The following is a 16,207-nucleotide window of genomic DNA, read 5'->3' as shown; positions in this document are numbered from 1 at the left end:
AAGGTTTGGATTGCTCGTTTTTACCATACAATTTAAAAACCGAAAATTGAGAAGAAGAGATTTTTTATACATGACTGGCGTGGGCCTGGGCACCTCTATGCTGCCCAATTTACCCGCATTTGGCAAAATAATTTCTGTAGAAGAATCATTAACACCTGTTGATGTTGCCCTCAAAAAGAAAATGGCTGATGTTGCCTTGAATGCTGCAAAAAGCAAAGGAGCAACCTATGCAGATGTTCGGATTGGACGGTACTTAAATCAGGTGGTGGCCACAAGAGAAAACAGGGTAGAAAATATTTCCAATGCTGAATCTTATGGTTTGGGGGTACGGGTAATTGCCAACGGAAGCTGGGGGTTTGCGGCAACAAACAATCTCGATAACGATAGCATTGCCAAAGCGGCAGCAGCGGCGGTTGCTATCGCGAAAGGCAATTCCAAACTCATGGAGGAGCCTGTTCAACTTGCCCCGCAAAAAGGGTTCGGTGAGGTGAGCTGGAAAACGCCATTAGAGGTGAATGCCTTCGAGGTTCCAATAAAAGAAAAGGTCGACCTGCTACTGAAAGTGAACAGTGAGGCCATGAAAGGCGGTGCTAAATACATCAATTCAAATCTATTCATGGTCAATGAGCAAAAGTATTTTGCCTCAACAGACGGGTCCTACATTGATCAGGATATTCATAGAATCTGGCCTACTTTTACCCTCACAAAAACGGACTCAGCCAGCGGCAAATTTGAAACCAGAAGTGCATTGAGTGCCCCAATGGGAATGGGATTTGAGTACTTAAATCCTAAAGACACAGAGAAAATTAAAGGCGGACCGGTAACCCTGTATAAAAAGCGTTATGATATCCTGGAAGATGTTCGCGAAGCAGCTGTTCACGTCGATGAAAAGCTAAAAGCTAAACCCGTTGCTCCGGGAAAATACGATTTGGTTTTAGACCCTTCTCACCTCTTTCTAACCATACACGAATCTGTCGGTCACCCGACAGAATTAGACCGCGTTTTAGGCTACGAAGCAAACTATGCAGGGACAAGTTTCCTGACCCTGGATAAATGGGAATCGAAAAAATTCAATTTTGGCAGTAAAGAAGTAAATATTCTGGCAGACAAAACGGAACCAGGATCTTTAGGTGCTGTGGGTTATGACGATGAAGGGGTTAAATGTGGCAACTGGGATATCATTAAGGACGGTATTTTGGTTAACTATCAAACCATACGCGATCAGGCGCATATCCTTGGCCTGAAAGAATCGCAAGGTTGTTGTTATGCCGATAGTTGGGACAGCATCCAGTTTCAAAGAATGCCTAATGTTTCTCTAGCCCCAGGCAACGCACCAGTAAGTGCCGCCGATATGGTTAAAAATGTGGAGAAAGGCATCTATATGTTCGGCAGAAATTCTTACTCTATCGATCAGCAGCGCTACAATTTTCAGTTCAGCGCCCAACTGGCTTACGAGATCAAAGAAGGTAAAATTGTGGGGATGTTTAAAGACGCCGCTTATCAGGCAAATACGCAGGAGTTCTGGAACTCATGTGTGCAACGCTGTGATAAAAATGACTACCGTTTAGGGGGAACCTTCTCTGATGGAAAAGGGCAACCCGGGCAGGTTAGCGCTGTATCACACGGGAGTGCCACCACTCGTTTTAACGGCGTAAATGTAATTAATACAGGAAGGAAGTTAGGCTAACTTCCTGTTATTTATTCCACTCCCCTTGCATTTGTTGGTATCATATACAGCGACTTAGATGCAGTAATAAACAAAATATTCCTGTTTTTACCTCCAAAACAAATATTCCCACACCAGTTTTCCGGCACATCAATATGGCCTATTTTTTCGCCCGTTGGTTTATAAATATCTACCCCTTTGCCTGTAATGTAAATATTACCATTGCTATCCAATGTCATTCCATCCGAGCCCTGCTTAAAAAGAAGCAGGCGGTTACTTAAGGATGCATCCTTGTTGATATCATATCTGTACGTCACATCAGCCACCCTGTCGGCCACATAAAGGTATTTTCCATCAGGTGTACCCACAATACCATTTGGCCTGGTCAAGCCCTCGGCCACTACATATGCGGTTTTCTTTCCTTTTGGAATATAATAGACTTTTTCCCCATTAAGTTCGGACTTTTGCCTTGTCCAGTAATCGCGTTGATAATAGGGATCAGTAAAGTAAATTCCGCCCTTTCCATCAAGCCAGATATCATTGGGCCCGTTTACTTTTTTTCCTTCAAAATCGGAGAACAAGACGGTTACTTGCTTATTCTTGCCGATAGACCATATCTCATTATTTTCATCCGCACAAACGATCAGATTGCCTTTCTTATCGAAATAGGTACCATTTGCCCTACCCGATTTGTCCATATATAGGCTGAGCTGGCCTTGTGTATCATATTTCCAGATTTTATCGTTCGGCTGATCGGTAAAGAATACATTACCTTGCTTGTCCACAGAAGCGCCTTCTGTAAATTTAAACTGTGAAGAAATGAGCTTTAGACTATCCTGAACAAAAACGGGAGCAGCAGACTGGCTGAAAGAAAATGAAGAAATTGAGATGAAGAATGATAAGAGAAAATATTTTTTCATAATAGATGTTTTTAACTTACGCGCTTACCTTTAAGTAACATATCGAGTGCATGATCCAGTGTTCCCGCCTTTTGCACCTCACCTTCGTTTACAAAGTAAATCTCGTCGGCATTTTCAATGGTATTTAAGCGGTGGGCAATAATCACCAGGGTAGTTTCCTTCGAAAGTTTATTCAGGATATCACCCAGCAACTTCTCTGTAATGGTATCGATATTCGCGGTTGCCTCATCCAGAATCAATAATTCAGGATTTCTAAGTACGGCCCGCATAAAAGCGATCAGCTGCTTCTGTCCTAAGCTGATGCCATCCGATCCGGAAACGATATTGGTATTCAATCCCTCCTCAAAAATCGCCAGGAGCGCCCCTAAACCCGCATCCTGAATAATCCTTTCCAATTCAACGTCACATACCTCTTTATACTGACTATTACCATAGAGAATATTTTCCTTAACCGTTCCGGTAAATAAAAAGGGTTCCTGTAAAATAAAACCAATTTTTTGTGTACGTTCTTCTGCACTGAATGTTCTGATGTCTTTCCCATTTAAAAGTACGGAACCCTTTGTTGCATCGTATAAACGGGCAATTAAAGAAGCTGTAGTTGTTTTCCCCCCTCCTGTTGGTCCGATAAGTGCATAGGTTTTCCCTTTGTCAAACCTGAGGTTAACATGATGCAATATCTCTTTTGAATCATCGTAAGAAAAATGAACATCCTTAAATTCCAGCAACGCATCCGAACTAAGCTGTGGCGTTTCATCCATCTGCTTCAAGTTCGTTTCCAGTAATAAAATTTGTGAAATTCTGTCCCAGCCCGCCATAGCTACCTGAAAACTGGTCCACAGAGCGGCAAGCTGACGCAATGGGTTATAAAAATTGGTACAATAAGAAATGTAACTCACCAGCAACCCTATAGAAAAATAGCCATGTGCGATGAGGTAAATCCCAAACAAGAGCACGATCAATTGTGCTGCACTGGACAAGAGTCCGTATACCGGAACAAAAATATTATTGGCCAAACCAGCACCTATAGCGGTTTTATAATTCTCCTGATTGGCCTCATCGAAACGTTTCCTAAAATAGTCACGTCGGTTGAATGCGATAATGACTTTGAAATTATTCAGGCTCTCCTGAATTTCAGCACTTAAACCACCTACACTTTTCAGGTTTTTTGCATTTTTTCGCTTCACCCATGGCGATAATGCAACGGTAAAAAGAATGATGAGTACCGCCGGTGAAAGTGCTGCTGCACCAAGTTCTGTATGAATGGACAATAGAAAAATCCCCGCCCCAAGCATCGTTACAATACTGCCAATAAACTGCATCAACGATTGAGAAAAAAACTGGTTAAGCTTATCCGTATCATTATTAACCCTTGAAATTAAGTCGCCTGCCTTGTTCTGGTTGAAAAAGGAAACCGGTAGTTCCTGTAGTTTATTGAAAATTGCATTGCGTAAAGTGTAAAGCATGCGTTGCCCAATTCCACCCATGAGTTTGGTTTGTACATACCCTGTAATCATGGCACATAAATAAATCACCAGCAGGATTCCACCAAATACAAGCACGCCATGGAACTGTTTGGTACGTATATAAGTATCTATGGTATGACCAACCAACAGTGGACCTACCAAAAGCAAGCCTGAGTTTGCGAGAATAAAAACCAGCGCCAGCCAAAGCTTTTTCCGCTCAGCCTCAATCAGTTTCAGCAATCTTTTTAGCGCCTGATAAGTTGATTGCTTGTTTTGCCCGGGATTAAGCTGATTAAGATTGTAGTTCATAATTGCTGGTACTCTGTTGTGAATTGTAAATCTGGACGTATTCAGGACTGCTGTTAAGCAATTGCTGATGGGTTCCTGAAGCAATAACTTCGCCCTGCATCAGCAGAATTACATTTTCGTAATGCTCAACTGATGCTATTTTTTGGGTTACAGATAACAAGGTAAGATCAGGATAATTCTTCTGGATATTTTCAAGGATTCGTTTTTCCGTATTGGTATCAACGCGGGCAGTAAAATCATCCAGTATTAAGATTTTCGGATTGATGGCTAAAGCTCTTGCCAGCATAATCCGTTGCTTCTGGCCCCCTGAAAGACTGTTTCCTCTTTCAGAAATAATGGTATTCAATTTCCCGGGCAAAGCATCAACAAAGTCTTTCAGTTCTGCAGTTTGAATGGCTTTCGCTAACGATTCATCTGTTACCGTATCACTAAAAGCAATATTTTCCCGGATACTCATATTAAATATAATGCTGTCCTGAAAAACAAATCCAACCTGTTTATGGAAACTTTCCTGATTGTACATATTAATTTCTTTCCCATCAAAAAGTATAACACCTGAGTCAGGACTTGTTAAACCAGTCAGGATATACAGCAATTGTGTTTTCCCTGCGGCCGTGGGACCGATAATAGCCGTTTTCGACCCGCTTTTCGTTTGAAGAGATATGTTTTTGAGAATTGGTTTCTGCGCCAGAGACAAAGAAGCATCCTTAATAGTGATATCGCCTGTCAATGCATCATCCAATCTTCCCGGATGGATGACTGGTGGGGCATTCAATACGCCTTCAATTCTTTGAAATGAGGCGGTTGCCTGGGCAATTACATTGCTCATGAACCCAATTACCAGAATTGGAAAAATAATCAGCGACAGGTAACTGTTAAACGCGGCAAACTCTCCCAGAGTCATCTTATCAGTAATCACGAAATGGCCGCCGAGCACCAGAATGGTTAAGCCTGATAAGTTAGCTACAAATACAATGATTGGAATCAAACTGGCAAACAATCGAAGGATAGAAAGGCCTAAGTCACGGGCTTTCCCATTGGCATCGAGAAATTTATTGTATTCCAGTTGTTGTGAATTAATTACCCGGATTAAAGCCGATCCAAGGATACTCTCGCTAATTACTTTGTTTAACCAATCAATTACCTCCCTGCTTTTAATAAACAGCACCCTTACCTTTTTTAAAACAAAATAAAAAGCACCACCGATAACCGGTACAATCGCAATGACACAAAGCGCCAGTTTCCAGTTCGTCAGGAGTAGTAAAATACTGGCGCCCACAATTAGAAAAAGAGACGATGCCAGAGAGACAATGGCCTGCGATACAAACAGCTTAATTGAATCAGCATCGGATGTGAGATTAGTCAGTAGCTTTGCCGGATTCGCTTTAGTAATATAGGCATGGCTTTGTTTTGAAATCTGATCGGATAGTTTGCTACGCAGATCTTTTGCTACTTTCTCCGAAGCGTAGGTTTGAACGACGCTTTGCAGATAGGTAAAAATGAAAACCAAAATAATAGCAGCAACAAACTGGTAAAGAATGTTATCTACGCTAAAGGTTTTATTGGTATAGGAGTCAATTCCATGCGCAATAATCTTTGGGAGCAATAAGTTGATACCGTTGCTTAATAAGGCAAATAAAATCAAAAGAAAAATTAAGCCTTTATATGCTGCAAGCAAACTAAAAACACCTGGTTTTTTAGCTTCTCTGGGTTTTGCCATGTTGTGAAATAAACTATGTAAAGACCAAATTTAACCCAATTATCTGAATAGTGTGTGGTTTAGTTTATTTTATAAAAATGCTATTCCACCTAAACATTGCTAACTTTGCATCAAAACCATTGAAGAAAATGGTTAACCCATACCATGATAGAAATAGGAAAATACAACGAATTAAGAGTTTTAAGTAAAACTGAGGCTGGTTTAAACTTAACAGATGGTGATAAACTGGTCATATTACCTTATCAATACGTACCTGCCGGGCTGGAAATCGGCGACAATGTCAGCGTTTTTGTCTACATCCAGAAAGATGGACGCTTGACTGGTACCACCCAGAAAGCTTATGCCGAAGTGGGGGATTTTGCTTTTCTGAAAGTAGTTTCTGATGGTGAGGATGGAGTCTTTATGGATCTGGGGATAGACAAAGATGTTTATGTACCGAGCAGAGAACAGAAAAGGCCAATGCAAAAAGGCTATAAATATGTAGTTTACGTGTATCTGGATGAAAATAATGACCGCTTACTGGCCTCATCGAAACTCTACGATTTTGTGGAAGAAGAAGACTTCGATTTTGAAGAAGGCGATGAAGTAAGTTTATTGATTACAGAAGAAACAGATTTAGGCTTCAATGCCATCATCAACAATACCTACATTGGATTGCTTTACCATAATGAAGTTTTTGATAACATTCAAATTGGTGAGCAGCGTAAAGGCTGGATCAAAAAGATCCGAGTGGAAGGTAAAATAGATTTAACCTTGCAGCCAAGCGGCTACGGACATATTCTGGATTCTAAAGAAATGATTCTGGCTGCCCTTAAAAAAAGCGGAGGTGTTATTGAGCTTGGAGATAAAAGTTCACCTGAAGAAATTTATCACCGCTTCCAGATTAGTAAAAGTGCTTTCAAGAAAACCATTGGCTCACTTTATAAAGAGCGGTTGATTATGCTATCTGATGATTCGATCAGATTGCTGACAGATGAGGAGGCAGATTAGCCTAGGGTAAGCAAATATCGGGTATCAAGTAGTAAGTGTTGGGCGAACAAAGCGCCGCAAATTGCTGACTTGATACCCGATACCTTATACGGAATATTCAGTACCTGATACTATAAAGTAATAAAGTGATATAAAAACACCACTTCCCCTGTGAAGGCAGGTTTTTTCTGACCTTCAATTTCCATTTCGATGCCCATATGAACCTTGGTTACACCGCGTAGATTCACTATTGAAGCGAGCTTGGCTTTTAATCTGATTTTGCTGTTAACCAATACCGGTTGGGCAAACCTCAAATTTTCGATACCATAGTTGATCTCCATCTTCAGGTTCTGAATATCTACAATCTCTTTCCACAAATAAGGGATTAAAGAAAGCGTGAGATACCCGTGTGCAATGGTTCCGCCAAATGGTCCTTCATTTTTAGCCTTTTCTTCATCACAATGAATCCATTGGTGATCTAAAGTAGCATCGGCAAATTTATTGATCTGCTCCTGGCTGATGGTATGCCACGAAGAGATGCCGAGCTCCTTGCCCAGGTGTTGTTCAAATTCTGCGTGTGATGTAATAATTTGCATGGTAGTATATTTATCACCTGCGTGTTGTGCATGGTGGTTTGAAATTTATTTATTGCTAATTGACCGTTTCATCAGGTCAGGTTCCGGTCTCTGAACCATACTTCGTCTGGTACTGCTGAAAAGCTGGCCATTTTATGGATTAACTGAACAGCATCTTCTTCGTTAAAAACGAGATCGCGGTTGGCCGGCTTCAAAAATTTACTTTGAACCATCATTTCCATCTGCGCAAATAAGGGATCGTAAAAACCATTTACATTCAAAACACCAATGGGCTTACTATGTAATCCAAGCTGTAACCAGGTTAACACTTCAAAAAACTCTTCCAGTGTACCAAAGCCACCTGGCAAAATCACAAATCCATCACTCAAATCGGCCATTTTCTGCTTTCGCTGATGCATATTTTCAGTTACGATCATTTCCGTAACACCCTTATGCCCGACTTCTTTATCCATTAAAAACTGAGGAATAACCCCGGTTACTGTCCCGCCCAGTTCCAATACGTCGTTGGCCAAAACACCCATAACACCAACACTCCCACCGCCGTAAACCAAATTGATCTCTTGTTTCACCAGGGTTTCTGCAAGTTGCTTAATGGATGCACGTAATTGCTCATCGCCATTAAAATTCGAACCACAGTAAACACAAACTGACTTAAGCTTATTCATTCAAAAAAAATTTACCGAAGTTAATACATTATCGCATTACTATAAATTTTAATTCTGAACAATACACCACAGAAATTAACAGGGTAAAAACTTCGCATTAGCAAAAAAGCGCCGGAGATACCGACGCCTTTTAACCAAATATAAAAAAGAATAAGATAACGGATTTGTTAAAAATTGTACCTGAAAGTGGCGCCATAGGTTCTTGGATCACCCAAAACACCTGCATATAAACCCGAATTACCAGCCGCAGCTTGTAATTGCTCATAATAAGTTCTGTTGCCAATATTCCTGCTCCATACAAATACAGAGAATTTATCTGATTTAAATCCCAGCCTGCCATTAAATAACGCGTAACCCTGAACATTTAAAACACTTGATGGGGTTGGGTTCGAAGAATAATCTGAACGGTAACTGAAATCACTGGCTATAAAATAACGGCCTGGTTTAGTAGCCAGGTTGCCAGGGGTGCTTAATTCTGTTCCTCCTGAAATATTCCATTTTGAGATACCAGGCAGACGGCCACCTGATGCATCTTTAAATGCGACCTGGGTAGCCACACCATTTACCGTTTCGGTGTGCCCTGTTTCCTCCAATGGAAGTGGGGCATTGGTAAACTTTACATACTTACCGTCAAGGTAAGCAACAGCTGCATTTAATGTTAAAAATCTTTCCAGCTGATAAGTTCCGTCGATCTCTAAACCCTTCACATTTACTTTTTCGGCATTAGCCAGATATCCCCTGTTAACACCTAATTGTGGCGACTGCACGTTGGTTTGGTAGTCTTTAATATCGGTATTAAATGCTGTAATATTTAATATAGCACCTTTAAATGGTTTTGTCTTCGCCCCCAGCTCATAGTGTTCCACATATTCGGGTTTCACAACTGCCAAAGATAAATCAGCCTGGCCGGTTGAAGTAGTGGGTAAACCACCCACGTTAACACCAACGGGTTTATATGCTGTGGAGAACGTTCCGAAAACATTTAGGTTATGTGTTGGACGGTAAGATACGGTGATATTACCAGACAGATTTTTGTTATCGGTAGTGGTTACAAATTGCTGATTAGTATAAACAGCTGCTTTCAAAGCCAGTAATGTGGCATCAGTAGTTTGTAAACCGCCATAAGTAACACGGTTATAGTCCACATCTTTTTTGTCATAAGTGAACCTCAATCCCGGAAGCACATGTAAATGTTCCAAAACCTCCCAGTCAACCTGACCGAAAATAGCCGTACTTAAAGATTTAATCACTGAATTAGTTTTGATTCCAAATCCATCCAATAATCCCGGTGTGGAGTAAAGGGCTTGTGAACCAGTGTTACTAGTTTGTACAAACCTCCATTGGTCTTTACCAACTTCTTCTGTCTGGTCTAAACCTTTCAGGTTCTGGCTAAGGGCATATATTCCAATCACACCACTTAGTTTCTCGGTGATGTTACCGGCGTACCTGATTTCCTGCGAATATTGATCGTGACGGGAGTTACCTTGCGATTTGGTCAATGCGGCCAATTCAGAAAAGTCACGGTCGTTTGTCGGGTCCCAATTCCAGAATCTCCATGCAGTTGTTGAGGTTAATGTTCCGTTACCGATTTTATAATCCACGTTCAATGAAATTCCACCGATTGACTGGTTATGCCTCCAGGGTGTATTGGTATTGATTTCCCTTGCCGCCGGATCAACCTTAGGCTGCTGATAGCCTAAATCAGACACAATTCTTGCATACTGACGATAGGCACTTCTTTCTGTTGTCGTCACCCCGGCAATTACCAGTGGATAGCCTGCAGGATGCTGAATACTTACATCCCCACTTAATAAAATCTTCAGTTTATCTGATGGTGTATAATACAACTGACCTTTAAAGCCCAGATTGTTCTGACCACTATAACGTCTTTCTTCCCTTGTGTTCCAGATCGTACCATCACGTTGGGTTCCTGAAATGGAAATTTTCGCTGCAAGATTCTTTGCCACACCGCCGGAAACAGATGTTTTTGCCTGAATAAAGTTATAGTTCCCTACGCTTACCTCAACTTTTGCACTGGGTGTTTGGGTAGGCTTCGTTGTAGTGATATTAAATGCCCCGGCTGTTGTATTTTTTCCAAACAATGTACCCTGAGGACCGCGCAACACTTCAATTTGCTCAATGTCGAGGAAATCGGTTGAAGTTGCTGCCGGACGGGCATGGTATACACCATCTACATAAAATCCAACTCCCGGATCAATACCATCATTGGTTAATCCGAATGTTGATCCCAGACCCCTGATATTGAGTGTGGTATTTCTTGCATTTGAGGCGTACAATTGTACCGATGGAACCAGCTCTTTTAAACGGTTAACATTAAAGGCACCAGAATTCTCAGCTGCCTGCCCTCCAATTACTGTAATTGGAATGGGCACATCCTGCAATACCTCCGATCGTCTGCGGGAAGTTACCACGATTTCATCCAGCTGTGTATCTTCCAGTAAAACAAGTTCAATTGGCGTTTCCTGAAGCTTCAGGACCTGAAAATCCTGCGCCTTATACCCTACTGAACTGATCTGAATATAAAATGGTGGCTGTTGTTTTGCATCTATGGTGAAGGCACCATTGGCATCAGCACTTGTCGTAATGTTAGTACCTCTGATTTTAACGGTTGCATTTGGAATGGTAATGCCATTCGCGGCTTTGATGATACCTTTGATCGGTGTTTGTGCCGCAGCGATCCCTGCCGACAGTAAAAAGATTAGAAGCGTTAGTATGTTTTTATTCATGATTGTTAAAATGTGTTCGGTTTAGATTGGAATTATTGACCCGTTCGCAAAAGAATATTAAAGGTGCCTGACCAGCAACAACAGCGATTTTCGGGGAGGTACAAGTATGAGTTCATAATGGTTTAGATAAAATCTATGGATTTAGTCGACAAATATATTAAAAAAATACAAGTGCCAAATTTTATTGTGTAAATATTTATCTAATAGGGATGACAAGATTCGACCGAGCGCAAAAAATAACAAGTACCGGGGGGAATATCGATTACAAAAAAACGGAGACACCATCACGATGCTCCGTTCCTTTATTGTTATGATAATCCCGCTTGGGGACGATAAAACTTTTATTTAGCCTTTAAACTATCGAGTATAGTTTGGTGCTTCTTTAGTGATGGTAATATCATGTGGGTGACTCTCACGCATACCTGCAGCTGTAATCTGTACAAACTGAGCTTCTTGTAAAGCATCGATACTTGCTGCACCGCAGTAACCCATACTGGCACGTAAACCACCAATATACTGGTACATCACTTCTGCCAGCGTTCCTTTAAAAGGCACGCGGCCAACAATTCCTTCAGGTACTAATTTTTTGATATCGTCTTCCACATCCTGGAAATAACGGTCTTTCGAACCTTGCTCCATAGCTTCTATTGATCCCATTCCGCGATATGATTTAAACTTACGTCCTTCATAAATAATCGTCTCACCTGGCGACTCCTCCACTCCGGCAAATAATGAACCTGCCATAACTGTACTCGCACCAGAGGCAATTGCCTTTGCAATATCACCCGTGTGCTTAATACCACCGTCGGCAATCACCGGAACACCAGTACCTTTTAACGCTTTGGCACATTCATAAACAGCGTACAATTGCGGAACCCCAACTCCTGCGATAATTCGGGTGGTACAAATTGAACCTGGCCCGATACCAACTTTAACGGCATCAGCACCTGCATCTGCCAAAAACTTAGCAGCCGCTCCCGTAGCAATGTTTCCAACAATAACCTGTAATTCAGGATATTTCGCTTTCACTTCTTTTAGTTTATCCACAACACCTTTCGAGTGGCCGTGAGCAGTATCTATAGTAATTACATCTACACCTGCAGCTACCAGCGCATCCACACGTTGTAAGGTATCAGCAGTTACGCCTACTGCTGCTCCAACGCGTAGGCGGCCACGCTCATCTTTGCAGGCAACAGGATAATTTTTAACCTTTGAAATATCTTTGAATGTGATTAAACCACTTAAGTATCCGTCTTTACTCACTACAGGAAGTTTCTCAATCTTATGGTTCTGAAGAATCTCCTCAGCCTGTATAAGATTCGTTCCCTCCGGAGCAGTAATCAGGTTGTCTTTTGTCATCACCTCTGCAATTGGCCTCGACATATTTTTTTGAAAACGTAAATCGCGGTTGGTAATGATACCCACCAGCTTGTTATCACTGCTTACTACCGGAATGCCACCAATTTTGTGTTCTTTCATAATTTTGAAAGCATCAGCAACCACCGCAGTTTCCAATAATGTAACTGGATCCTGAATCATTCCGCTTTCCGAACGTTTCACCTTGCGAACTTCATCAGCCTGTCTGTCGATCGTCATGTTTTTATGTAACATGCCAATTCCGCCATTTTGCGCAATAGCGATAGCCAGTTCAGCTTCCGTTACCGTATCCATAGCAGCAGAAATCAATGGAACGTTTAACTTAATTTTTTTCGTCAGAAAAGTGGATGTATTTACGTCGCGGGGCAGAATTTCAGAATATGCCGGTACCAGAAGGACGTCGTCATATGTTAAACCTGTAGCAATAAATTTTGTGGAGTCGAGTTGCATAGCAAATAAATTACGATTTATTATTTGCCAGGCAAAGATACGAAAAAACCAGGAAAATAAAAGTCTGCCGGCAAATATGGATAAATATTAGCGTCGGCTGACAATTCTTATTTTCATCTTGTGGGTGTATAATCAAATTAGAATCCGTTTCGAGAAAGATGTTAAAATGTTATAAACTTTTGATATTGTTTTCTATAATTGTACTAACCATTCAAACTAATTAAAATGCAGAAAACCGCTCTCAAAGTTCTGATTCTATTGCTATGCGCCGGAATTGGTAACAGCAGCTATGCGCAAACCGCGGCAACGATAAACAAAAAGCAGTTTCAGCGAAAGCACTATAAAGAATATGAGCAATATTAAAGAAAATCAATATTTCGACGGTAACGTAAAATCATTGGGATATGAATCTGCGGAGGGCAGATCGACAGTAGGGGTGATTAACCCAGGCGAATATGAATTCGGAACAGCACAAAAAGAAATTATGCATGTGATTGAAGGCGAGCTGACCGCACTTCTTCCAGAAAGCAACGATTGGAAAACTTCCGGTGCAGGGACTCACTTTGAAGTACCTGGTAATTCATCCTTCAAAGTAAAGGCAACTATACCAACGGCGTATTTATGCCAGTATAGATAAATTTATGCTTTTCAGCTAGTTTGCCTAAGGTGCCGGCAAACTAGCTGAAAAACATATTTATTTCTTGCCAATTACAACTTCCACAAAATCTTCGGTGCCAAGGTATTTATTAGCCAGTGTTTTAATCTCTTCAGCAGTAATGCTTTTCACGGTTTGAATGTACCTGCTGTAATAATCGTAATCTAAACCTGCGAAATAAATGTTCTTAAACTTATCAGCATGTGAAAACACATTTTCAAGACTGCCCAGCATAGAGCCAAGCATATAATTTTTCACCAGATTAAGCTCTTCCTCCCCTACCAGTTCATTTTTCAGTAAGTCTATTTCCTTATAAATTTCAGTCAAAGCAGCTGCGCAAACATCTGCACCAACTTCAGTTGCAATAAACAGATAGCCGGCATCGCTCAAAGAGGAAATCCCAGATCCGATGCCATAGGTGTAACCCTTATCTTCACGAATGTTGTTCATCAGCCTCGATCCAAAATAGCCACCTAAAACTGTGTTTACAATCTGCAACCCAGGAAAATCTTCATGCTTGCGGTTAATCGCAATTTTCCCCATTCTAATGGCCGATTGTAATGCTTCCGGTCGTTCCCTGTAAACGAACTGTTTTTTAGAATTATCGAAACTAAAACTGTTTTTTACCGCAGTGCTCGTTGCCCAGTTGCTTCCAAACTCAGCATTTAAAAGTTCAAAACTTTCTGGTTCAAACTTGCCAGATACGATAATAGTACAGTTATTTGGCGCATAGGCCGCTTTAAAATATTCAACCAAATCATCACGTTTCAAAGCATCATAATGCCTGGCTTGTATATCTACGCCATAAGCGGTATCTCCAAACAAGGCATGAGCAAACTCTTTCCGCGACAAAACATCGTTCTTTTTTAAATTTACCTGGAGCTTTTGTTTCTGGTTCTGAATATAAATGTCCAGTTCATGCTGGGGAAACTGACTTTCAGAAATAACGTCCTTAACAATCGGCAGTACCAAAGCCAGATGCTTATTCAGGGTATACAGGGTTACACTCGATTGATCCTGAACATATTCTGTTTGGAAAAAAGCGCCATAAAAATCGATTTTCTCTGCAATCTCCTTTGAAGTTAATTTTTTAGTGCCGTTGTTAAGCATGGCGCTAACCGCAATGGCCTGCAGTGGCTTATCAATACTCCAGTTTACATTATTAAAAATAAATTCTATCCTGACCAGATCCTGCTCTCCGGAGTATACGGTAAAAACAGGGACGCCATTATCCAGCTGTTGTTTCTCCGGATGAATGAAATTTATAGTGGAAACCTGTTTAAAGTCAGGCGCTTGTTGTCGGTTAAGCATGCTCTTCTGTTAAATAGTACAAGGTTGATGATGAATTTTTATCAAAAGTATCATTAGAAATCCTTTTGATGTCTGCTGAGGTAACCTGCAGAAAAGCCTCTGTTTCCTGGTTTAACAAGCTGGCATCACCAAGCAGTTCGTAATAGGCAAGATTCATGGCTTTATCCAGTAAACCCATCTCAGAAAACACCAGAACTGATTCTACCTTATTTTTAACTTTAGTAAGCTCATTCTCCGATACCAATTCTGATTTGAGTTTGTCGAGTTCAACCCAGATTGCTTTTTCTGCTGCCTCAACAGTAACTCCTTCTACCAGTTTGCCTTCCACAATAAAAAGTCCGGCATCCAGGCTGCTCGAAATATATGCATTGACATCACTGAACAGTTGTTGCTCTTTCAATAAACTCGTGTACAAACGAGAGGACTGTCCGCGTGATAAAATATCCGACAAAAGGTCGAAAGCGTAGTAATCCTTGCTCAAACGCTCCGGCATTTTAAAGGCAATGTAAATGGCATTCAGCGGAACATTTGCCCTTACCGTTTCTGTTCTGGCTTCAGTCTGCACATCTTCCTGAATCAGGTTGCGAACATACTGATTGCCTGCCGGGATAGGCTCAAACCATTTCTCCGCAAGCTTTTTAACATCCTCCGTTTTCACATTTCCCCCTACAACCAGTATGGCATTCTGTGGGGTGTAATGCTTTTTAAAGAATGCCTTCACATCTTCCATTGTCGCATTTTCAATATGCGATAGTTCTTTCCCGATAGTAGCCCAGCGATAAGCGTGTTTCTTATAGGCCAATGGTCTTAATTTCAACCAAACATCTCCATAAGGCTGATTCAGGTAACGCTGTTTAAATTCTTCTGAAACAACATTCCGTTGCGTTTCTAAACTTTTCTCCGAGAAGGCCAGACTTAACATCCTGTCGCTCTCCAGCCAGAATGCCGTTTCAATGTTCTCCGCAGGCAGGGTGATGTAATAGTTGGTGATATCATTACTCGTAAAAGCATTGTTCTCACCGCCCACTCTTTGCAAAGGCTCATCATAATTCGGAATATTAACTGAACCTCCGAACATCAGGTGCTCAAATAAATGTGCAAATCCAGTTTTCTCCGGATCCTCATCTCTTGCACCAACATCATATAAAATATTTAAAACTGCCATGGGTGTAGTGGCATCTTCATGCACTAAAACCTTTAATCCATTGGCGAGTGTAAAACGATTAAAATCTACCATATTATCTTTTAGAACCGTAAAGATATTATTTTAAGGCAAAACGAAACAGCTAAATGTGTCCAACCGTTTTTTTTACAAACCGCCAACCATACACCTTCTGCCTTCCCACCCTTTTAACTATC

13 protein-coding genes are annotated in these 16,207 nt (G+C 41.1%); 4 read left to right on the top strand and 9 right to left on the bottom strand.

What is annotated here, in order from left to right; genetic code table 11:
• Window positions 1-46: 46 nt before the first annotated feature.
• Window positions 47-1,687 carry a TldD/PmbA family protein gene (locus R2Q80_RS17505; RefSeq protein WP_316800844.1) on the top strand — a complete coding sequence of 547 codons (1,641 nt, stop codon included), beginning with the start codon at window positions 47-49 and terminating at the stop codon, window positions 1,685-1,687.
• A gap of 11 nt (window positions 1,688-1,698) precedes the next feature.
• Here the strand turns inward: R2Q80_RS17505 and R2Q80_RS17500 are convergent, their stop codons facing one another.
• Genes R2Q80_RS17500 through R2Q80_RS17490 form a run of 3 tightly spaced genes read right to left on the bottom strand, consistent with a single transcriptional unit; the run spans window position 1,699 to window position 6,078 of the window.
• The gene (locus R2Q80_RS17500) at window positions 1,699-2,586 is read right to left on the bottom strand and encodes an SMP-30/gluconolactonase/LRE family protein (protein ID WP_316800843.1); all 888 of its coding nucleotides are present in this window, start codon (window positions 2,584-2,586) and stop codon (window positions 1,699-1,701) included.
• Window positions 2,587-2,597: 11 nt separating this feature from the next.
• Complete coding sequence (locus R2Q80_RS17495) at window positions 2,598-4,358, bottom strand: ABC transporter ATP-binding protein (RefSeq protein WP_316800842.1); 1,761 nt, start codon at window positions 4,356-4,358, stop codon at window positions 2,598-2,600.
• Complete coding sequence (locus tag R2Q80_RS17490) at window positions 4,342-6,078, bottom strand: ABC transporter ATP-binding protein (protein ID WP_316800841.1); 1,737 nt, start codon at window positions 6,076-6,078, stop codon at window positions 4,342-4,344. Before R2Q80_RS17490 ends, R2Q80_RS17495 begins: the two co-directional genes overlap by 17 nt.
• A 144-nt stretch (window positions 6,079-6,222) precedes the next feature.
• Here R2Q80_RS17490 and R2Q80_RS17485 point away from each other — a divergent pair, with 144 nt between their 5' ends.
• On the top strand, window positions 6,223-7,068 hold the full coding sequence (locus R2Q80_RS17485) for a S1 RNA-binding domain-containing protein (protein WP_316800840.1): 846 nt from the start codon (window positions 6,223-6,225) through the stop codon (window positions 7,066-7,068).
• Between the two features lie 110 nt (window positions 7,069-7,178).
• Here R2Q80_RS17485 and R2Q80_RS17480 read toward each other — a convergent pair whose 3' ends face one another.
• The 4 genes from R2Q80_RS17480 to guaB form a co-directional block, all read right to left on the bottom strand.
• Complete coding sequence (locus R2Q80_RS17480) at window positions 7,179-7,643, bottom strand: MaoC family dehydratase (protein WP_316800839.1); 465 nt, start codon at window positions 7,641-7,643, stop codon at window positions 7,179-7,181.
• 71 nt (window positions 7,644-7,714) lie between these two features.
• On the bottom strand, window positions 7,715-8,308 hold the full coding sequence (locus R2Q80_RS17475; RefSeq protein ID WP_316800838.1) for a TIGR00730 family Rossman fold protein: 594 nt from the start codon (window positions 8,306-8,308) through the stop codon (window positions 7,715-7,717).
• A 167-nt stretch (window positions 8,309-8,475) separates the two neighbouring features.
• Entirely contained in the window at window positions 8,476-11,055 is a 2,580-nt protein-coding gene (locus R2Q80_RS17470; RefSeq protein ID WP_316800837.1) for a TonB-dependent receptor, read from the bottom strand.
• Between the two features lie 357 nt (window positions 11,056-11,412).
• Window positions 11,413-12,882, bottom strand: a complete 1,470-nt coding sequence (guaB, locus tag R2Q80_RS17465) for an IMP dehydrogenase (RefSeq protein WP_316800836.1) — start codon at window positions 12,880-12,882, stop codon at window positions 11,413-11,415.
• Window positions 12,883-13,107: 225 nt separating this feature from the next.
• Between guaB and R2Q80_RS17460 the strand changes: the two genes are divergently transcribed.
• Both R2Q80_RS17460 and R2Q80_RS17455 read left to right on the top strand, forming a co-directional pair.
• Window positions 13,108-13,245 (top strand): hypothetical protein, encoded by a 138-nt coding sequence (locus tag R2Q80_RS17460; RefSeq protein WP_316800835.1) that lies wholly within the window; start codon window positions 13,108-13,110, stop codon window positions 13,243-13,245.
• Window positions 13,232-13,519 carry a pyrimidine/purine nucleoside phosphorylase gene (locus R2Q80_RS17455; protein ID WP_316800834.1) on the top strand — a complete coding sequence of 96 codons (288 nt, stop codon included), beginning with the start codon at window positions 13,232-13,234 and terminating at the stop codon, window positions 13,517-13,519. Before R2Q80_RS17460 ends, R2Q80_RS17455 begins: the two co-directional genes overlap by 14 nt.
• Window positions 13,520-13,576: 57 nt before the next feature.
• Here the strand turns inward: R2Q80_RS17455 and R2Q80_RS17450 are convergent, their stop codons facing one another.
• Window positions 13,577-14,848: a pitrilysin family protein gene (locus R2Q80_RS17450; RefSeq protein WP_316800833.1), complete on the bottom strand. Its 1,272-nt coding sequence runs from the start codon at window positions 14,846-14,848 to the stop codon at window positions 13,577-13,579.
• Complete coding sequence (locus R2Q80_RS17445) at window positions 14,841-16,085, bottom strand: pitrilysin family protein (protein ID WP_316800832.1); 1,245 nt, start codon at window positions 16,083-16,085, stop codon at window positions 14,841-14,843. The genes R2Q80_RS17450 and R2Q80_RS17445 overlap by 8 nt, the downstream gene beginning before the upstream one ends.
• Window positions 16,086-16,207: the final 122 nt, after the last annotated feature.

It is taken from the genome of Pedobacter frigidisoli, from assembly GCF_032678525.1.
GTDB lineage: Bacteria > Bacteroidota > Bacteroidia > Sphingobacteriales > Sphingobacteriaceae > Pedobacter > Pedobacter frigidisoli_A.
Note: the sequence above shows the minus strand (reverse complement) of the source record. Positions and strands in the feature narration are given on the sequence as shown.